General features: G+C 28.4%; 18 protein-coding genes and 1 pseudogene. 17 read left to right on the plus strand and 2 right to left on the minus strand.

Annotation, left to right across the window (positions count from 1 at the left end):
- The first annotated feature begins 26 nt into the window (after positions 1-26).
- The 11 genes and pseudogenes from EXC34_RS03420 (at position 27) to EXC34_RS03470 (ending at position 8,812) form a co-directional block, all read left to right on the plus strand.
- Complete coding sequence (locus EXC34_RS03420) at positions 27-899, plus strand: pseudouridine synthase (RefSeq protein WP_129687905.1); 873 nt, start codon at positions 27-29, stop codon at positions 897-899.
- On the plus strand, positions 883-1,185 hold the full coding sequence (locus EXC34_RS03425) for an Asp-tRNA(Asn)/Glu-tRNA(Gln) amidotransferase subunit GatC (RefSeq protein WP_096386757.1): 303 nt from the start codon (positions 883-885) through the stop codon (positions 1,183-1,185). Before EXC34_RS03420 ends, EXC34_RS03425 begins: the two co-directional genes overlap by 17 nt.
- Positions 1,185-2,513 (plus strand): amidase family protein, encoded by a 1,329-nt coding sequence (locus tag EXC34_RS03430; protein WP_129687906.1) that lies wholly within the window; start codon positions 1,185-1,187, stop codon positions 2,511-2,513. The genes EXC34_RS03425 and EXC34_RS03430 overlap by 1 nt, the downstream gene beginning before the upstream one ends.
- On the plus strand, positions 2,506-3,924 hold the full coding sequence (gene gatB, locus EXC34_RS03435) for an Asp-tRNA(Asn)/Glu-tRNA(Gln) amidotransferase subunit GatB (protein ID WP_129687907.1): 1,419 nt from the start codon (positions 2,506-2,508) through the stop codon (positions 3,922-3,924). Before EXC34_RS03430 ends, gatB begins: the two co-directional genes overlap by 8 nt.
- 64 nt (positions 3,925-3,988) lie before the next feature.
- Complete coding sequence (locus tag EXC34_RS03440) at positions 3,989-4,552, plus strand: thermonuclease family protein (RefSeq protein ID WP_165001220.1); 564 nt, start codon at positions 3,989-3,991, stop codon at positions 4,550-4,552.
- Positions 4,553-4,755: 203 nt separating this feature from the next.
- Positions 4,756-5,193: pseudogene (rplK, locus tag EXC34_RS03445) on the plus strand (50S ribosomal protein L11); the annotation flags it as partial.
- A gap of 11 nt (positions 5,194-5,204) precedes the next feature.
- A complete protein-coding gene (rplA, locus tag EXC34_RS03450; protein WP_004420999.1) occupies positions 5,205-5,897 on the plus strand; it encodes a 50S ribosomal protein L1 in 693 nt (230 codons plus the stop codon).
- A gap of 62 nt (positions 5,898-5,959) precedes the next feature.
- Positions 5,960-6,694 (plus strand): hypothetical protein, encoded by a 735-nt coding sequence (locus EXC34_RS03455; protein WP_129687909.1) that lies wholly within the window; start codon positions 5,960-5,962, stop codon positions 6,692-6,694.
- Positions 6,695-6,793: 99 nt separating this feature from the next.
- Positions 6,794-7,873, plus strand: a complete 1,080-nt coding sequence (prfA, locus tag EXC34_RS03460) for a peptide chain release factor 1 (protein WP_129687910.1) — start codon at positions 6,794-6,796, stop codon at positions 7,871-7,873.
- Complete coding sequence (prmC, locus tag EXC34_RS03465) at positions 7,873-8,583, plus strand: peptide chain release factor N(5)-glutamine methyltransferase (protein WP_129687911.1); 711 nt, start codon at positions 7,873-7,875, stop codon at positions 8,581-8,583. Before prfA ends, prmC begins: the two co-directional genes overlap by 1 nt.
- A gap of 7 nt (positions 8,584-8,590) precedes the next feature.
- Positions 8,591-8,812 (plus strand): phosphopantetheine-binding protein, encoded by a 222-nt coding sequence (locus EXC34_RS03470; protein WP_129687912.1) that lies wholly within the window; start codon positions 8,591-8,593, stop codon positions 8,810-8,812.
- 53 nt (positions 8,813-8,865) lie between these two features.
- Here EXC34_RS03470 and EXC34_RS03475 read toward each other — a convergent pair whose 3' ends face one another.
- Positions 8,866-10,590 (minus strand): ABC transporter permease subunit, encoded by a 1,725-nt coding sequence (locus EXC34_RS03475; protein ID WP_129687913.1) that lies wholly within the window; start codon positions 10,588-10,590, stop codon positions 8,866-8,868.
- A 102-nt stretch (positions 10,591-10,692) separates the two neighbouring features.
- On the opposite strand from EXC34_RS03475, the gene EXC34_RS03480 reads away from it, so the two are divergent.
- From EXC34_RS03480 to EXC34_RS03505, 6 genes are all read left to right on the plus strand, one after another.
- The gene (locus tag EXC34_RS03480) at positions 10,693-11,232 is read left to right on the plus strand and encodes an NUDIX hydrolase (protein ID WP_129687914.1); all 540 of its coding nucleotides are present in this window, start codon (positions 10,693-10,695) and stop codon (positions 11,230-11,232) included.
- Between the two features lie 14 nt (positions 11,233-11,246).
- On the plus strand, positions 11,247-12,698 hold the full coding sequence (locus tag EXC34_RS03485) for a phosphotransferase (RefSeq protein ID WP_129687915.1): 1,452 nt from the start codon (positions 11,247-11,249) through the stop codon (positions 12,696-12,698).
- A gap of 53 nt (positions 12,699-12,751) precedes the next feature.
- Complete coding sequence (locus EXC34_RS03490) at positions 12,752-13,483, plus strand: nitroreductase family protein (RefSeq protein ID WP_129687916.1); 732 nt, start codon at positions 12,752-12,754, stop codon at positions 13,481-13,483.
- A gap of 103 nt (positions 13,484-13,586) precedes the next feature.
- Positions 13,587-14,498 (plus strand): RluA family pseudouridine synthase, encoded by a 912-nt coding sequence (locus EXC34_RS03495; RefSeq protein WP_129687917.1) that lies wholly within the window; start codon positions 13,587-13,589, stop codon positions 14,496-14,498.
- Between the two features lie 8 nt (positions 14,499-14,506).
- On the plus strand, positions 14,507-15,319 hold the full coding sequence (locus EXC34_RS03500) for a hypothetical protein (RefSeq protein WP_129687918.1): 813 nt from the start codon (positions 14,507-14,509) through the stop codon (positions 15,317-15,319).
- Between the two features lie 33 nt (positions 15,320-15,352).
- Positions 15,353-15,949 carry a ribonuclease HII gene (locus EXC34_RS03505; RefSeq protein WP_129687919.1) on the plus strand — a complete coding sequence of 199 codons (597 nt, stop codon included), beginning with the start codon at positions 15,353-15,355 and terminating at the stop codon, positions 15,947-15,949.
- Positions 15,950-16,060: 111 nt separating this feature from the next.
- Here EXC34_RS03505 and EXC34_RS03510 read toward each other — a convergent pair whose 3' ends face one another.
- Positions 16,061-17,575: a hypothetical protein gene (locus EXC34_RS03510; protein ID WP_129687920.1), complete on the minus strand. Its 1,515-nt coding sequence runs from the start codon at positions 17,573-17,575 to the stop codon at positions 16,061-16,063.
- Positions 17,576-17,580 lie beyond the last annotated feature (5 nt).

The raw sequence follows: 17,580 nt of genomic DNA on the forward strand, positions 1-17,580 counted from the left end.
GGTTTTTACCACTATTTTGCATTATTATGACCAAAAATACATATATTGCATCAGAAAATGATGAGGGTCGCAAGCTAATTAAATTCATAACTTCGATCTATAAAAAAACACCAAACTCAATCATTTACAAAACATTTCGCAAAGGCAACATAAAAATAAACTCTAAAAAAACCAAGGATCCAAACTATCTTATAAAAAATGGAGACGTTATTGATGTATATGGCATTGACCAAAATGACATATTTTTAATTGAAAAAGTAAAAAACACTCACTCATTCGACATTGTTTATGAGGATGAAAATGTACTTTTAATCAATAAAGAAGAAGGTGTGCAGGTTCACTCTTCCCATAACTCATTAGATAGCCAAGTTTATTCATATTTGAATTTTAGCCAAATAAACTCTTTTAAACCTAGCCATGTTGGCAGATTAGACAAGTTAACAAGCGGTTTAATTATTTATGCTAAAAACTACAAGACATTAAAAATGCTGAATGAAAAGCAAAAATATTTAACCAAAATATATAAGTTCATTCCCCAAAATTTCATCGCAGATAATTTATACCAATTCAATTTAAAAAAAAATGAATACGATAAAAAAATGTTTGTTTCAAAAGACGTTGATTCTAAAATATCATCAACAAAAATATGATCAGAAAATAACGAATATTTTGCCCAAATTTTAACTGGAAGAAAGCACCAAATTCGCGTTACTTGTGCTGCATTAAATGCGCCAATATTGGGCGATACTAAATATGGTGGCAAACCCGCAAAAAGAATGTATCTACATTCATTTAAACTTGTCTTTAATAACTTAACCAACCACCTTGAATACTTAAATAAAAAAGAATTTATAGCACTGCCAAAAAATTGAAAGGATAGCCATGAAGTCAATAGATAAAGAAAAATTATTCAGCATAGTTAAACGTCTAATGATTGAACCTAGCGAACAAGTAATAGACCAAATATTGCTTGAATGAGAACAAATTCAACAACAAATGAAAATTATGAATAAAATTGATACATCAAATATTGAGCCTCTTACTCACATTAATGAAACTCCATTAATTGATTTTTTGCGCGAAGATGTTGAAGATAATTCATTTTCAATTTCCAAACAACAAATACTTGAAAATGCTCCTGAAAAAGATGATAATTACATAATTACAACAAGGGTGGTTAAATAATGAATCTAATTGTTAAAGGAAATTTTGAAAACGCAAAAAATGAATTAAAAAATGATAAAAATAATTCAGTTGCTTTTGTTTATGAACAGGCAAAAAAAGTTGGCGATGGATTGTTAAATAATGCTGTTTTTACAATAAAAGACATTTTTGCAACAAACGACGCAGCAACAACTGCATCTAGCTTAATTTTAGAGGGATTTAAGCCAGGTTATAATGCAACTTGTGTTCAAAAATTAATTGATGCAGGGGCATTGCCAGTGGCAAAAGTTTATAATGATGAACTTGCTCTCGGGGGAACAGGTACTTTTAGTGCTTTTGGATTAATAAGAAATGTTAACGATAATGAAAGATTGGCCGGGGGTTCATCTTCAGGTTCAACAACAACACTAACTAAAAATATTTCTTTTGCTTTGGCATCTGATACAGGTGATTCAGTAAGGCTACCTGCTTCATACAATTCGCAAGTTGGCTTTAAACCTAGTTATGGAGCAATTAGTAGATATGGAATGTTTGCGTATGCATCAAGTTTGGATACTGTAAGTTATTTCGCTCATAATGTTAATGATATCGCTGTAATTTCGCAAGTGCTTTATGGGAAGGATTCAAAAGATTTTACATCTCTAGATATTGAAATAAGCAATATTAACAAAGTGAAACCAAGCAAAATAGCTTTCTTAGATATTGACAGTAATTTATTAGAAAAACAAGTTAGTGAGAAGTATAACGAGTTAATTAAAAACATCCAAAATACTGATATTACAATTGAAAAAGTAAAAGTTAATGAAGATTTACTGATGGCTGTAAAACCAGTATATGACATTATTTCTTATTCAGAAGCATCCTCAAATCTAGCTAATTTAAATGGAATTGCATTTGGTCAACGAAAACAAGGTGACAATTGAGAACAAATAATGACAAACACTCGCAGTCAAGGATTTGGAACAATGGTTCAACGTCGTTTAACATTAGGTAGTTTCTTTCTTTTTTCAGAAAATCAAAAAGAGCTATTTATTAAGGCTCAAAAAGTAAGAAGAGTAATCAAGCAATATTGAGATGAATTAAACTCAAAATATGATTTAGTTATTTATCCAGCAAGCGCAAATATTGCGCCGTTTATTGACTCAACCAAAAATAATTCATATGGATATATGGACTATATTTTGACTGCTTCAAACCTAGCAGGAAATCCGTCAATAACAATGCCTTGAATTAAAATAAAAGAAAATTTGGGTGTAAATATTGCTCTTCAATCATCAATTTATCAGGACCAAAAACTCCTTTCACATGCCCTATGACTTGAAGAATTTTTAGGGGGTAATCATGAATAATTATGAAACAATAATTGGAATTGAAATACACCTAGAATTGAATACAAAAACAAAAATGTTTTCACCTGCAAAAATAGATTTTAATGCAGAACCAAACACAACTGCTAATCAAATTGACTTAGGTTATCCCGGAACTTTGCCATTATTGAATAAAGAAGCCGTTATTAGTGGTATTAAATTGGCTAGAGCACTAAAAATGGATATTGATACAGAACTTCATTTTGATAGAAAAAATTACTTTTATTCAGATTTACCAAAAGGATTTCAAATTACACAATTTTTTAGACCAATTGGCTCAAATGGTAAATTATTAATTGACCAAAACACTGGTTTTAATGTTGAAATAGAAAGAATTCACCTTGAAGAGGATACAGCTCGTCAACATCATGGAGAGGTAACACAACTTGATTATAATAGAGCTGGAATTCCATTAATTGAAATAGTTACTACTCCTTGCATTAGAAATGCTCAGCAAGCAGTTGCATATGTTTCACAAATTAGACAAATCGCATTAGCACTTGGTATTTCCGATGCGAAAATGGAAGAAGGTTCATTAAGAGCCGATATAAATATATCAATTAGACCAAAAGGCATTGAAAAATACGGGACAAAAGTCGAGATAAAAAACATTAATACTTTCAGAGGTATTGCAAAAGCAATTGAAAACGAAATTTCTGAGCAAATAAAAAAATTAAGAACTGGAGAAGTTATCCTTCAACAAACCAAACGTTTTGACCCGGAAAATCAAACAAATATTACAATGAGAACTAAAACAGGTGAAGTTGATTATAAATACTTTCCAGAGCCAAATATCCCAATAATCAAATTAAGTAATGAATTTATTAATTCAATAAAATTAAATGAGTTGCCTTGGGAAAAAACTTCTAGATACGAATCTTATGGAATTCAAAAAATATATATTGATTCACTTGTTAATGATTTAGAACTTGCTCAATATTTTGATTCAATAAACTATGAAGACAAAGAGAAGTTGTCTAAATTATTTTTTGCCGAGCTAGTTTCACTAGCTAATTCTAAGCAATGTCATGTTATTGACCTAAAAATCCAAACAAAATTATTGGAACAAGCCATTGATTTAATGGATAAAGAAATCATTAGCGGTCGCTCATTCAAAAAATTAATACCACTTTTTGTGAATTTTGAAGGTGATATAAATACACTAGTTAAAGAGCATTCATTGGAACAAATTTCTGATACCAATACAATTGAAAAATGAGTAAATCAGATAATTTTAGAGAATGAAAAAGTTATTAATGAATACCCTGAAAGACCTGAAAGAGTTCTAAAAATGGTTCAAGGTTCATTAATGAAAATATCAGGTGGCCAAGTAAACCCGACTAAAGCAATTAAAATTGTTGAGGAACTTTTAAACAAAAAGTTCAACAATTAAATTGCTTTTTTTATTAAAAAAGTTTTTTTCTTAAAACAAAATCATAATGAATCATATGAAAAGTATGAACAAAATATTTAAACTATTATCAATTGTGATTATCCCCCTAGTTACAAATTCATGTGTAATTTCGTTTGCTAAAAAATCTAACCAATTAACAATTGAAAATTACACAATAATTGACGGAGATACAATTAGATTTTTTGACAAAAAGAATAGTAAATTCAATTCAATAAGAATACTCGGGATAGATACTCCAGAAACTTTAAAAAAATATAATAAGGTTGCGAAACTTGAAAACATTTATGCTAATAAAGCAAAAGACTTTCTATATTCAATTTGTTCGAAAAAGCCAATTCATATAGAAATACACTCTAAGGATAAATACAATAGATTAGTTGCAATTGTCAAAAATTTTAGGAATAAAGATGTTGCTAAAGAACTAATTTCTGAGGGTTTAGCAAGGGTCAAATATATTTCTAAAACAAGAAATAAATTAACATATTGAAATAATAAAAATGAAATAATGAATTATTATGATGAATTAATTGCCATACAGTCAATAGCTAAAAAGTCCAAAAAAGGATTTTGACAATTCAACGAAAATTTAGTTTTTGCAAAAAAATAATTTTAAAATCAAAAATATTTCAATTTGCTTTTTTACGAATTTATTCATTTTGGAGTTCAAATAGCAAAATCAATTGGATAAAATTATTTTTTTTGCTCAATTTAATTTATATATATAATTAAAAAGCAATTTATATTAAGTTGCCTCTAAACTAGTGGGAGATTTATATCGCTAGAACCACAATTATCGAAAGGATAAATATTATGGCAAAATCAAAAGCTGATATTGTTCGTGTTCGTAAATTACAATTTAAAGCCGGACAAGCAAAACCAGGTCCAGCACTAGCTGGTGTTGGTATCAACATGCCTGATTTTACACGTGCATTTAACGATGCTACACGTGATAGAGGGGATGAACCAGTTCCTGTACAAATTACTGTTTACAATGACAAGTCATTTGAGTTTAAAGTTTTCACAGCTCCTGCAAGTTACAAACTAATTCAAGCTGCTAAATTACCAAAAGGTAGTTCAAATGCTAAAACCACAAAAGTTGGTTCAATCACTGTTGATCAATTAAGAGAAATAGCTCAATACAAATTAGTTGACTTAAACACAGACGACATTGAAGCTGCAATGAGAACAATTGCTGGTACAGCAAGAAATATGGGCATTTCAATTGAAGGTTATGAAGAAGCTTCTAAAGGAGACAAATAATGGCTAAAGTTGGTAAAAAAATTAGAGCAGCTAGAGAATCATTTGATAGAACAGTTGCATATGATTTAACAGAAGCTATTGAATTAGCAAAAAGAACTTCATACACAAAATTTGACGGATCAATTGAATTAGTATTCAAATTAAACCTAGACGTTCGTAAAGCTGACCAACAATTGCGTGGTGCAGTTTTACTACCAAATGGTACTGGTAAAACTGTTAGAGTTTTAGTTGTAACCAATAATGCAGAAAAACAAAAATTAGCTAAGGCTGCTGGCGCTGACCAAGTAGTTGACGCATCAGCATTAGAACAAAAAATTAAAGAAGACGATTTCGACTTTGATGTTATGGTTGCTGACCCAACAATGATGCCTGTTTTAGGTAAATATGGTAAAAAACTTGGACCTAAAGGTCTAATGCCAAACCCAAAAACTGGAACAGTTACCCCAACTCCTGAAAAAGCGGTTGAAGAACTTAAAAAAGGTAAAGCAAACTATAGAACTGACAAAGCTGGTATTGTTCATACACAAATTGGTAAAGTTTCAATGGAAACAACCAAACTTGTTGAAAACGCACAAACAGTAATTTCATTAATCAAAAAACTTAAACCATCAGCCGTTAAGGGTGCTTACATGCAAAACTTAGTTGTTTCACCTACAATGGGCCCTGGAATTAAAGTTAAAATTGAGAAATAATAATATCAAGCAATTTTTTTGCTTGATTTTTTATAAGGATTAATATACATTTAAGGAGCTTTATGCATTTTTTAAATATTTTATCAAATTCAAATTCAATAGATATTCCCAATAATATTCCAAGTAGGCAAATGCCTTCATCAATTATTTGGCTTGATTGCGCGTTTTTGATATTGCTTTATGTATTATTGATTTTTAAAAAGAGATATTTCACCGCACTATTTAGTTTATTTGGCGGAATTCTTTACTTTATAGTTGATTGAGGAATTTTCTATAAATTATTGGGATCGAGAGTTGTGTTAAACGCAAATCCAGAAGCATTCTTATTTTGACTATCTATGAGTTATGGAACAACCAACTTTTTATTCATTTGACTAGCAATTAAAAAAGACAAATATTTATTGCATTTTTCTCTTTTAATATTAATTTGATGAATTTGTTCTGCAATGATTGCAAAAGGCTTGCCACATAAAGAAATCATAATTTGAAGAACAACAGGTAAGTATCACTGAGTAATGGCAATAATGCTAATAGTTGGTTACTTTGCAATCATTATTTATAATATTTTTACAAAAAAATCTCAATTGCCAATATTAAGAATGCTTTTCATTGGCATTATTGTTCAATTTGCTTGGGAATTTGCACTTTTAATTAATGGAATTAGAAAACCGCAATGAGGTCCAATTTTAATAGATTCACTAATTGAAACTAATCTTGGTATTCCATATATTTACCTAATTTACAAGTTTATCTCTTCAAAAATAAATGATGATTTAACAAGGGTTAAAAAAGTTTAAAATCAGCCATAAAGACTGATTTTTTATTGATTTTGGGAAAAATCACTAATGTTTAAAAAAAATATAGTTTCAATGGTCTATAGTTTATAATTTAAAACTATGGAACAAACAATGTATAAATCACTTGTCGGAATTAAGTCAAAATATGATGAATTCGCAGCAAAACTTAATGATGAAGCAGTTATAAACAACATAAAAGAATATACAAAAATCAATAGAGAAATGGGTAAAATTAAGGATATTGCAAGTACTTTTGCAACCTATTTAAACCTTGAAAAAGACCTATTATCAGCAAAAGATATGCTTTCTTCAAAAGATGAAGAAGAAATTTTATTCGCCAAATCAATAATTGAGGAAAACGAATCAAAATTAATTGAACTTGAAGCTGAATTGAAAATATTAATTTTACCTAAAGATGAAAATGATGACCGCAATGTTATTATTGAAATTCGAGGAGCAGCTGGCGGTGACGAAGCCAATATTTTTGCTGGCGATTTGTTCAGAATGTATACAAAATATGCTGACGAACTAGGCTTTAAATATAAAACAATTTCTTCATCTGTTGCGAGTGCGGGCGGATTTAGCCAAATTGTTTTCATGGTAAAAGGTGAAAAAGCATATTCAAAATTAAAGTTTGAAACTGGCGTACACAGAGTTCAAAGAATACCCGCAACAGAAAGTTCAGGGAGAGTTCACACTTCAACTGCCACAGTGACAGTTATGCCCGAGTTAGATGATAGTATCGAGATAGAAATTAAAGCCTCAGATATTACTGTTGATACATTCCGTTCATCAGGAGCAGGTGGGCAAAGTGTTAATACAACCGACTCTGCAGTTAGAATTACACATATTCCAACAGGTATAGTCGTAACTTCTCAAGATGAGAGAAGTCAAATTGCCAACCGTGAAGCAGCAATGAATGTTTTAAGATCTAAAATTTACGATTTAGAAATACAAAAGAAACAAGATGAAGAGGCTGGTTATAGAAAATTAGCGGGCCATGGTGATAGAAGTGAAAAAATCAGAACCTATAACTATCCACAAGATAGGGTTACTGACCATAGAATTGGTTTTTCTACTTCTTTAAAACAAGTTATCGAAGGAAAACTTGAGCCAATTACTCAAAGTTTACTGACAGAAGAGCAAAATCAAAAAATTGCTGCAAGCGGTCTTAAATAATGCCAACAATTGAAGATTTATTACAAGAAAAACGAAGATATGGACTTGAATTATCTGTCAATGAACAAGAAAAAAAATTATTAAAAAGTGGTATGCCAATTCAATATATTATGGGATTTATTGAGTTTTCAAATACTAAAATTTTACTTAATAAAAATGTTCTAATTCCTCGCTATGAAACAGAGGAATTAGTTTGAATTGTTTTGAATAAATTTGTCCAAAACAATTCAAATTTCAATGTTTTGGACTTATGTTGCGGCTCTGGATTTATTGGTTTGTCAATCAAAAAAAATGCCAATAATATTAAACTAACAATGGCTGATATAGATATAAATGCTATTGAACAAACCAAAGAAAATTTAAAAATAAACAATATTAACGCAAATGATGTTGAAATCGTCCAAAGTGACTTATTTACGAATGTAAAAGGAAAATTTGATCTCATTATCTGCAATCCACCATACTTAGATAAAGATGTTTTATTAGAAAATCATAATCAATTATTGTTTGAGCCTCAAAATGCTCTATATGCTCCAGAAAAAGGTTTTTATTTTTACCGTAAAATACTTGAAGAATATAAAAAATATTTAAAAGATAATGGTAAATTAATTTTTGAAATTAACCCATTACACGAAAACATTTGAAAAAATATCGAGGGAGTTTCAATGATAAAAGATATTAATAATAAGTATCGTTTTGTTATTGTATAATAATCTTATGAATATTAAAGATTTAGTAATTTCTAGAATTCAAAAGTACACAAAAACACAAGTGAACATGGATTCATTATTGAAAGAATTAAAAATTGATTCATTAACTTTGGCGGAACTAGTTTTCGAACTTGAAGAAGAGTTAAAAATTAGAGTAAGCGACGATGAATTAATTAATTTACAATCAATTGGCGATGTAGTAGCATTGATTGAAAAAACAATGAAGTAATCTGGATTTTTCGGATTTTTTATTTGTAAAACATTAATTAAAACTGGCTTTTTTTAAGCCAGCATTTTTTTAATTTTTTGATTTACTTTTTCATCTCATTTTCTTAGTGCAAAATATTTTAATGAACTAAAGAAAGCGACTAATATTATCATAACAGTGCAACATTCGTATGAAGTTAAAAGAGTTCCAGGTTCCTTACTCAAAAATGCTTGCATCATTCTTGTTGTTAGCGTCATCTCTGAATAAAACAGAGAAAATCTATCACTATTGTGTGTACCAGTTGTTATTAATAGAGCCGAAGTCTCAGCTAAAAACATCATAAATACTGTAACAATTGAAGTTATTATCATAACAATGATGTACTTAATTTTGATTTCCTTGCGAATTAATTGGTAATCTATCCCTTTATTAAAAGCAACTTTTACATATTTTTTATCAAGTTTCTTCAATTGAGTTGCAAAAAACGAATAAATAACAGGCATAAACATAATTGAAACACTAATTACACCAGCTAAAAGTGAAGCTTTTTCTGTTGCATCAAGAGTTAAGTTTAAAACATCAATTATGAAGAAATAAGAAAATAAACCATAAGCAACAGAAGGAATGCCGCGAGTAAATTTAAGTAGTGAATTTACAAAATTTGAAATAAAACTATTTTTATGTTTTTTATTAAAATAAATAGCCGCAAAATAACAAAGCGGAATAACAAGAATTGATACAAAAATTGATGCGTAAAGAGTTGTTGCGGCGCTTCAAATTGTAGAATCTGGCCTAAATGTTCAAATTGTTTGGTGCTTAAATAATGTAATTAAACCTTTGATAAATAGAGCCAATATCATAATTATTAGTATAGAAGTTAGAAATACAAATGTTACCAATTCAATTGAAAAATGAATCTTTTCATATGTTTTAAGTTTATTATTAACTTCATATTTGTTAACTAATTTATCTGCTGTGATTTCGCGGCGAATTGGTTTATTTAAAAGATGGAATATAACATTTACAATTGTAATAAACAATAATAAAAGCAGTGTAAGCGCATATGAAAAGTCCTTAATGTTGGCAATATCTTTGTTCGCAACAAAACTTGTAGTTATAAGTGTTGCTGCGGGTCTAGGATTTGAAGTTAAAAAACCTCAAAAACCATTAGCAAAACCACTGAAACTATTGTTACTTTGTAAAATGAATCCTGCGGCTGATGCTTCGGCAACAACCTTGAAAAAGGCAATAAAGGCTATGTCAATTATTTCTTTTCGATAGTTTTTAAAAATAATTTTATGAACTATGAAACTAGTTTTAAAACCATGAGTGTTTAAATATCTTAAATTATGGACTTTTACCCCTTGGAATAATTTATTAAGCAAATTGGTAACAGCGGCAGAATTAAGAAGTATAAACATAAGAACTGCAGTAATAATGTTAAAGCCGTTTTCTAGTCTAAAAACTATTTTTGTAAACTCAGAAATGAATTGATGAGCAAAAAGAGCAAAAATTAATGATGAAAGTCCACCAATAATTTTATAAAAGAACCTTGTATACATTTTAAGAGTTGATGGTAATCGAAAATTAATAAATACAGCACAATTAATTGAAATAAATAAGCTAAAAGGCAATGTAAAAAATGCTAAAACAAGAGAAATAAATAAACTTCCAAAAAGTCCACCTTTTACACTAAAAACACTATTATCTAAGTTAATATTATCTACAAATAACGCTCTTGTGAATTTATCTCATCCTATGAATGCACAAACACCAATTAAAATAACAAAAATTATCAAAAATATATAACCTGCAATTTTATAGGTTATATTTAACGGTTTTTTTTGTATAAAATTTCCAGTTTACATTATTTTTCACTATATTAAGTATAATGGATTATTATGAGTATTCGAGAAATTTTAGACATTTATGATGATAATCGCCAAATAACAGGCAAAACAAATATTAGAGGCGAAAAACTAAATGATAATGAAAATAATTTATACGTTTTTCTTTGCATTTTCAATTCAAAAGGTAAATTATTAATTCAAAAACGTTCTAAAAATAAGAAGTATTATCCCGATATTTGAGACTTAACTGTAGGTGGAGCTGTAATCAGTAAAGAATCTCCTTATCAAGCTATAATTCGTGAAACCAAAGAAGAATTGAATATTGATTTAGTTTTGGAAAATCAAAAGCCTTTTTTCTCAATAAACGTAAGGAATTTTATTTGCGAGTACTATGTATGTAATCTAGATATTGACATTGAAAAGATAGAAATAAATGAAGAAATTGAGCAAATAAAATTTGTGGACAAACAAGAATTATTTTCAATGATTGATAGCAATGAATTTCTACCTTATCATAAATCTTTAATTAATTTTATTTTTGATACACACAAAACACCAAACACAAGAATGTCTGATACAAACATTATTTAGTTATAATTAAAAATATGAATAAATATTTAGATTTATTGAACAATAAAGTTGATAAAGATATTTTGCAAGATTTAAGTGATATTGAATTCAAATATGAGGGTTTTCACAATGTTACATTTAAAGCAAAATATAAAAATATTTTTTGCCAACTACGAGTTCCAACGTCCAATTTAGTCAATCATGAATTTGAGTCAGATTTCTTAACAAATTTACCCAATGTTTATTATTATAAAAAAGGTGTATTAATTAGAAAATGATTCGAAGGAAACACAATCGAAAATATTGAGTTAAATAACGAATTACAAAGAAAAATAATTCAAAAAGTTAAAGAGTTTCATTGCCAAAATATTAAATTACCGGCTATTGATTTATTTTATTATGGAAGATATTCTTGCAAATATAAAAGATTAGTAGAAAAATATTCAGACCCTAAATATTTTGTAACTGCGCATTGCGATTTAAATTTAAAAAACATATTAGTTGATAATAAAGCCAATGTTGAATTAATAGACTTTGAATGAGTTAGAAAAGCTCACCCCCTTTTTGATGTAATCAGTCTGTCTAAAATTGGTTTTGATAAACAATTATTAAAAGAATTGTTTATCATTACAGATGAAGAATTTGACGAATTTCAATATATTTGCAATTCGTTTGATAAAATGGCTTATGCAAAAAAATACAAAAAAATGCTATTGAACAATGATTTAGAGCAAATATCAAAAGGATATACGAATAAGTCATATAAATTAAATAATTTATTTATTCAACATAAACGCAACAATAGTTTTAATCATTTAAATAAACTTGAAATCTTTAATCATCTAGATATAGTTGAAAAAGTTATTTATGAAGATAAAGATGTAATTATCCGTAATTTTATTAAGAATAAACATATTGATTGAGGTTTAAAAAAGAATAGATTAATGCTTGCTGAGGCAATCGCAAAACTTCACACATCAAAAATTAAGTTAAAAAATAATCAAATTCACAATAGAATAAAATTTTATGTTGAAGAGTTAAAAGAACACAAAAAATTCAATGAAGTTTTTGACCAAAACACTCAAAAATTAATTCAGGAAGCGTCAAAATTTCTTAAAAATGAAGTACCTAGTCACAATGATTTGAACAGAGAAAATATATTGTTGACAATTAACAATAAAATTAAATTAATTGACCTAGAATACTCATCAATGAATTCTAAATATTTTGACTTAGCATACCATTGTTCAGATATCGATTATGACGAACAAACGGAAAAAGAATTCATTTTGAACTATGCAAAAAATACTAATTTTTCAATAGATTTTGATGAGTATTTTGCAATAAAAGCGATTGTGAATTTTTATGGAATAGCATGGTCGCTAACTTTTAACAAAGACTTCAATTTTGATTGACTAACAAAACACGTATTCAACAATCTTGGCAAACTTAAAAACTTTTATGAAAAAAATCTTAAAAATTCATAGACTTTTAATTGCTACATATAAATAAAATATAATTTTCTTATAAGGAGTTGCAAATGGATTTTATAAATAAATTAAAACAAAGATATTCTGTTAGAGAATATGACACTGAAAACAGTATAACCGACGAACAATATAAACAAATAATTGAAGCAATTAACTCAGCACCAACTTCATCAAATTGACATGCATCAAGTGTTATTGTAGTGAGAGACAAAAAAATATTAGCTCAACTTGGCGAAGTAAACAAATACACAGGAGCAATTAAAAGTTGCGATATATTCTTGGTATTTTTAGCTGATTATAACCGCGTAAATATAGCAAAAAACACATATACTGAATATCAATACAATAACCATTCTTCAGAAACATATACTGTTGCAGTTGGTGATGCATTTATTCAAGCAACAACCGCTCAAGATGCAGCTATTTCTTTAGGATTGGGAACATGTTTTTTAGGACTAACAAGAACGATGGTCAAAGATTTAAACGAAATCCTGAATATAAAAGGTCAAGCTGTTCCTATTATTGGATTGACAATAGGTAATATTAAAAACAATGGTCTAGTTAAACCAAAAATGAATCGTGTTTTTGAAAATAAATATGATTTTGACCGATTGAATTCAGATATCAATGAATATGACAAATCTCTAATTGCTCATTTCCAAAAAATAAACCCTGATAAAAAGGCTTGAAGTTATAAAGAAGCAACAATTAAATCAGCTTCAAGTTACAGAATGGATACAAAATTAATTGAAGAAATTTGAGAATTAGAACTATCTAACTAATGCAGTAAAACTGCATTTTTTATTGAAAAATTTACTCAAAATTTCAACTATTCTAGAATAAATATCAATTTTTGATATTAAGATTTAATATATAATTTTAAATATGCTTAAATTAGATGTAAATTATAAGGAAAGAATTGATAAATATATTTCTGATAATTCTGAAATATCTCGTAATGATGCTAAGCAACTTATTTTACAAGGTGCTGTGTTTTTAAACAACAATTCAATCCCAGTTAATAAACCTAATTATATTGTCCAAGAGGGTTGAAATATTACAATTACAAAGTTGATTGAAAAAGAAACAAATATTGTTCCAACCAAAATGGATTTAAACATTATTTATGAAGATGAAGATATTGTAATTTTAGATAAACCAACAAATCTAGTGGTTCACCCTGCGCCCGGCCACTATGAAGATACATTAGTCAATGGTTTGTTGCATCATTTTAAAGCGCTTTCTAACGAAAATGGTTTATTAAGACCAGGTATTGTTCATCGAATTGATAAGGACACAAGCGGGCTTTTAATAATTGCTAAAAATAATGAAACTCATATAAAACTAGCTGAAATGCTTAAAAAACATGAAATTAAGCGCAGTTATATTGCCATTTGTGATGGATTAGTTGAAAATAAAATAACAAAAATCAATTTACCAATTAATCGACACGTCAATGACCGCAAAAAAATGACAGTTAACAAAGACGGCAAGGAATCAATAACAACGGTTTACCTATTGAAACATTTTTATATTGATAAACAACCAAAATCACTTGTTAAATGTGAGTTGCAAACAGGTAGAACTCACCAAATAAGAGTACACTTAAAATACATTGGACACCCCGTTTATGGAGATAGTGTTTATAACAAAAAAGTTGATGAATTTAATCAACGTTTGCATGCTTATAAACTAGAATTTATTCACCCAAACACACAACAAAACATTAAAGTTTTTGCGGCTATACCAAGCGAATTTAATGTAGCAGACTTTGATTTTGAACTTATTAAGGATTAGGAGAATTAATGAAATTAAATGATTTTTTTAAAATACATGACGAAAGTAAACTTTGAGGTTATGAAAAATCGAAGTTTAGAAACTTTATCATTGGTTCATGTTCAGTTATAGCTCTATTACTTTGCTTAATATTGGTTCAAAAAGGTATTGAATTATATTCATATCTTAAAAAACCTGATAGTAGAGCTCTTATTAGTTGAATTCCGTTTTCTCTTTTAATAATTGGTCTTCATACTTATGTATCAGTAACATTTTATTTAGGTGTTGCAAAAAGTTATAAGCATAAATCATTTGCAAATCTTAGTGGCGGCTCAATGCTGTTTTATGGATTTATGGCATTTATTTGTGCTATTGAATTAATTTTTACCTTATCATCTAGATTAAATAAATCAAACACAGAACTTTCAGCAATGGATATTACAACCTTAGTATTAAATATTGTTATAAATCTTTCATTTTTTGTTTCATATTGAGCTGTAATTAGACCAACTCGTACAATATATTCAATTTTTGTGAATGCTAAAAAAATGACCGAACTAAACCAACTATTAACTAACAACACAGAAATGTCAAATATGTTCAATATGATGGGGATGAATATTCAGCCTAAAGAAGAAAACTCAACAAATACAAACGAAGAAAAAGCCCAGATAATTGACACAAAAAATGAAGCTCGCAAAGCTAATGTTGATAAATTATTAAATTTACCAAACAACCAATTATTTAAAATCGCACAACATCTTTCAATTAGTGGTTATGACAAAATGTCAAAAGAAGAATTAGCAAACTTAATTGTTGATATAACTGAAAAATCAAAATAATTGTGGTCCTCCACAATTTTTTATAAGGAAAATATGTTCAAATTAAATATTGAAAATACACTTACACAATATAACAAGATTTTAGGCATCGATGAAGCAGGTCGAGGCTGCTGCGCTGGACCACTTGTTGTTGCTGGCGTAGTTTTGCCGAAAAACTTTAAAAGTGATTTAATAAATGATTCTAAAAAACTTACAGAAGCAAAAAGAAAAATAACTTATCAAATAATAATTGATAATGCTATTGAATACAAAATTGAATTTGCTAATGCAAAATATGTTGATAAATTTAACCCAAAACAAGCCACACGCAATTTAATGAATAAAATTGTTGAAAGTTTAAACAATATTGATTTGATAATTACTGACTTTGAACCAGTTACTGATACGAGTATCAAACAATTAAATTTAATCAAAGGCGATTCTCAATCATTAAATGTTGCCGCTGCCTCAATATTAGCTAAAGTAGCAAGAGATGAATATATGCTTGCAATTGATAAACTATATCCGCAATATCAATTTGCAAAACATAAGGGATATTGCACTAAATTGCATCAAAATGCAATTGTCAAATATGGGACTTGTCCTGAACATAGATTAAGTTATAAAAATATTAAATCATTGAATAATTAGTTAGAAATCTTACTTAAACATAGTATTCTGAGCTATACATACAATTGGTTGCCTATAGGGTTTTTCGCGAATAAAAAATCTCAAGCTGCCTTGAGATTTTTTTACTATTAATTATTCTTTGATATCTTCAAATTCAAATTCTTCAATACCCGAGGTGTAAAGATACATTAATTCTGCACCATTTTTTGACATTTGACTATTATTACTATTGCCTTGTCAAATATATGCTTCCATATAACGAGCATTTTTGATTATGAATTTATCGTTAACTTCTTTCCCTTTATGTGTGTTACTTTGGGCTGAATTTGTTATAACACTGTGTTTTAAAGGAGAATTATCTTGGTTACCATCAGGTGATTTTCAGTCCGAATTATTCTTGATTAATCATTTTGCAAAATCATCTGCTGTTCATACGGTGGCAGTGAATTTATTGCCTCCATTTCCTTGTGGAGATTGATATGTAGTAACTGGAGTAATACTATTATCGGTTAATTTTTTGTGTTTTGTTACATGATATGTTTCATATTTTGCAATATGCATTTCAATATCTTTTTTACTATTATCTCAATCAAATTCAAATTTTAATGTGGTTAATAACGCAGAAGGCATTGTGTATTCAGGTTTAGGAGCGCCATTAACTAATTCAATGGTATCGCCATTAGTATCATAGTTTAGCGCACCGACAACAAGTTGAGCAGGTGATGCAACCTCTACAACTAATCGTTCATTATTTTCAAATCTTAATCTAATAAATTGTTTACTTGTATCACCTTTAACTTGAGTTGATTGTTGATAAATGAATGATTCAGGAAGAATGAATTTCAAATTAAATTTCTTGGTCAACTCATGCTCAGTGATGTTATTACCATTCACTCTATACAATTTATTATTTACTGTATCTAAAATAACTTCTTGAGCATTTTCAAAACCAGCTGCTTTTTTAATTTTCTCAAACAATTTCTTGATTGCTTCATCTTTAGAGTTTACACTTCAACCTAATCTATCAGTATTAGCAATAACTTGTTTAGAATTTATACCAAATTGATTTGCTTCATAATTTTTATAGAAAATATCTCTTGATTTTTTTGGTAAACCTATCATTTTATCGGTAGAAAATACTACATTTGCATCAATTTCTTTAGTAAATCCTTTGTAGTTAGTGAATTTTAATAAGCTGTTAGGTTTATATTCATAACGTAATTTAAGTTTAATTGTTTTTTGTGTTTCGTTAGAGCTGACATCAGAGTAAAAATTATTTGTGTGTGTGTCTTTTACAATATAAACACGTACATAAACAGGGTTAAATTTATTTGCTAAATCGATTTGCGTATTGCCAAATTGTTCAAATAATGGTAGTAACTTAACATTATTTGTAACATCAATTTTGTCTTCACCATTTGCTGTTTTAGCAATTTCCTCAATTTCTTTTTTGAAGTCTTCTAGTGTGTATTTATCATGTGGTTTTGGTGGAACTGTTCCCGCAAAGTCTTTAAAGAATTTATTAAATTCATCTTGATTTATATAATCAAAGAATGTATCAATATTAGTTAATAATTCTGTGGTGTGTGCTTTATCACTATTCATAAAGCGCTCGGCTAAAAATCCATTTGGTTTAGATTTTTGCAATCTAT

This window comes from Mycoplasmopsis bovigenitalium, assembly GCF_900660525.1.
Taxonomy (GTDB): Bacteria; Bacillota_I; Bacilli_A; order Mycoplasmatales; family Metamycoplasmataceae; genus Mycoplasmopsis; species Mycoplasmopsis bovigenitalium.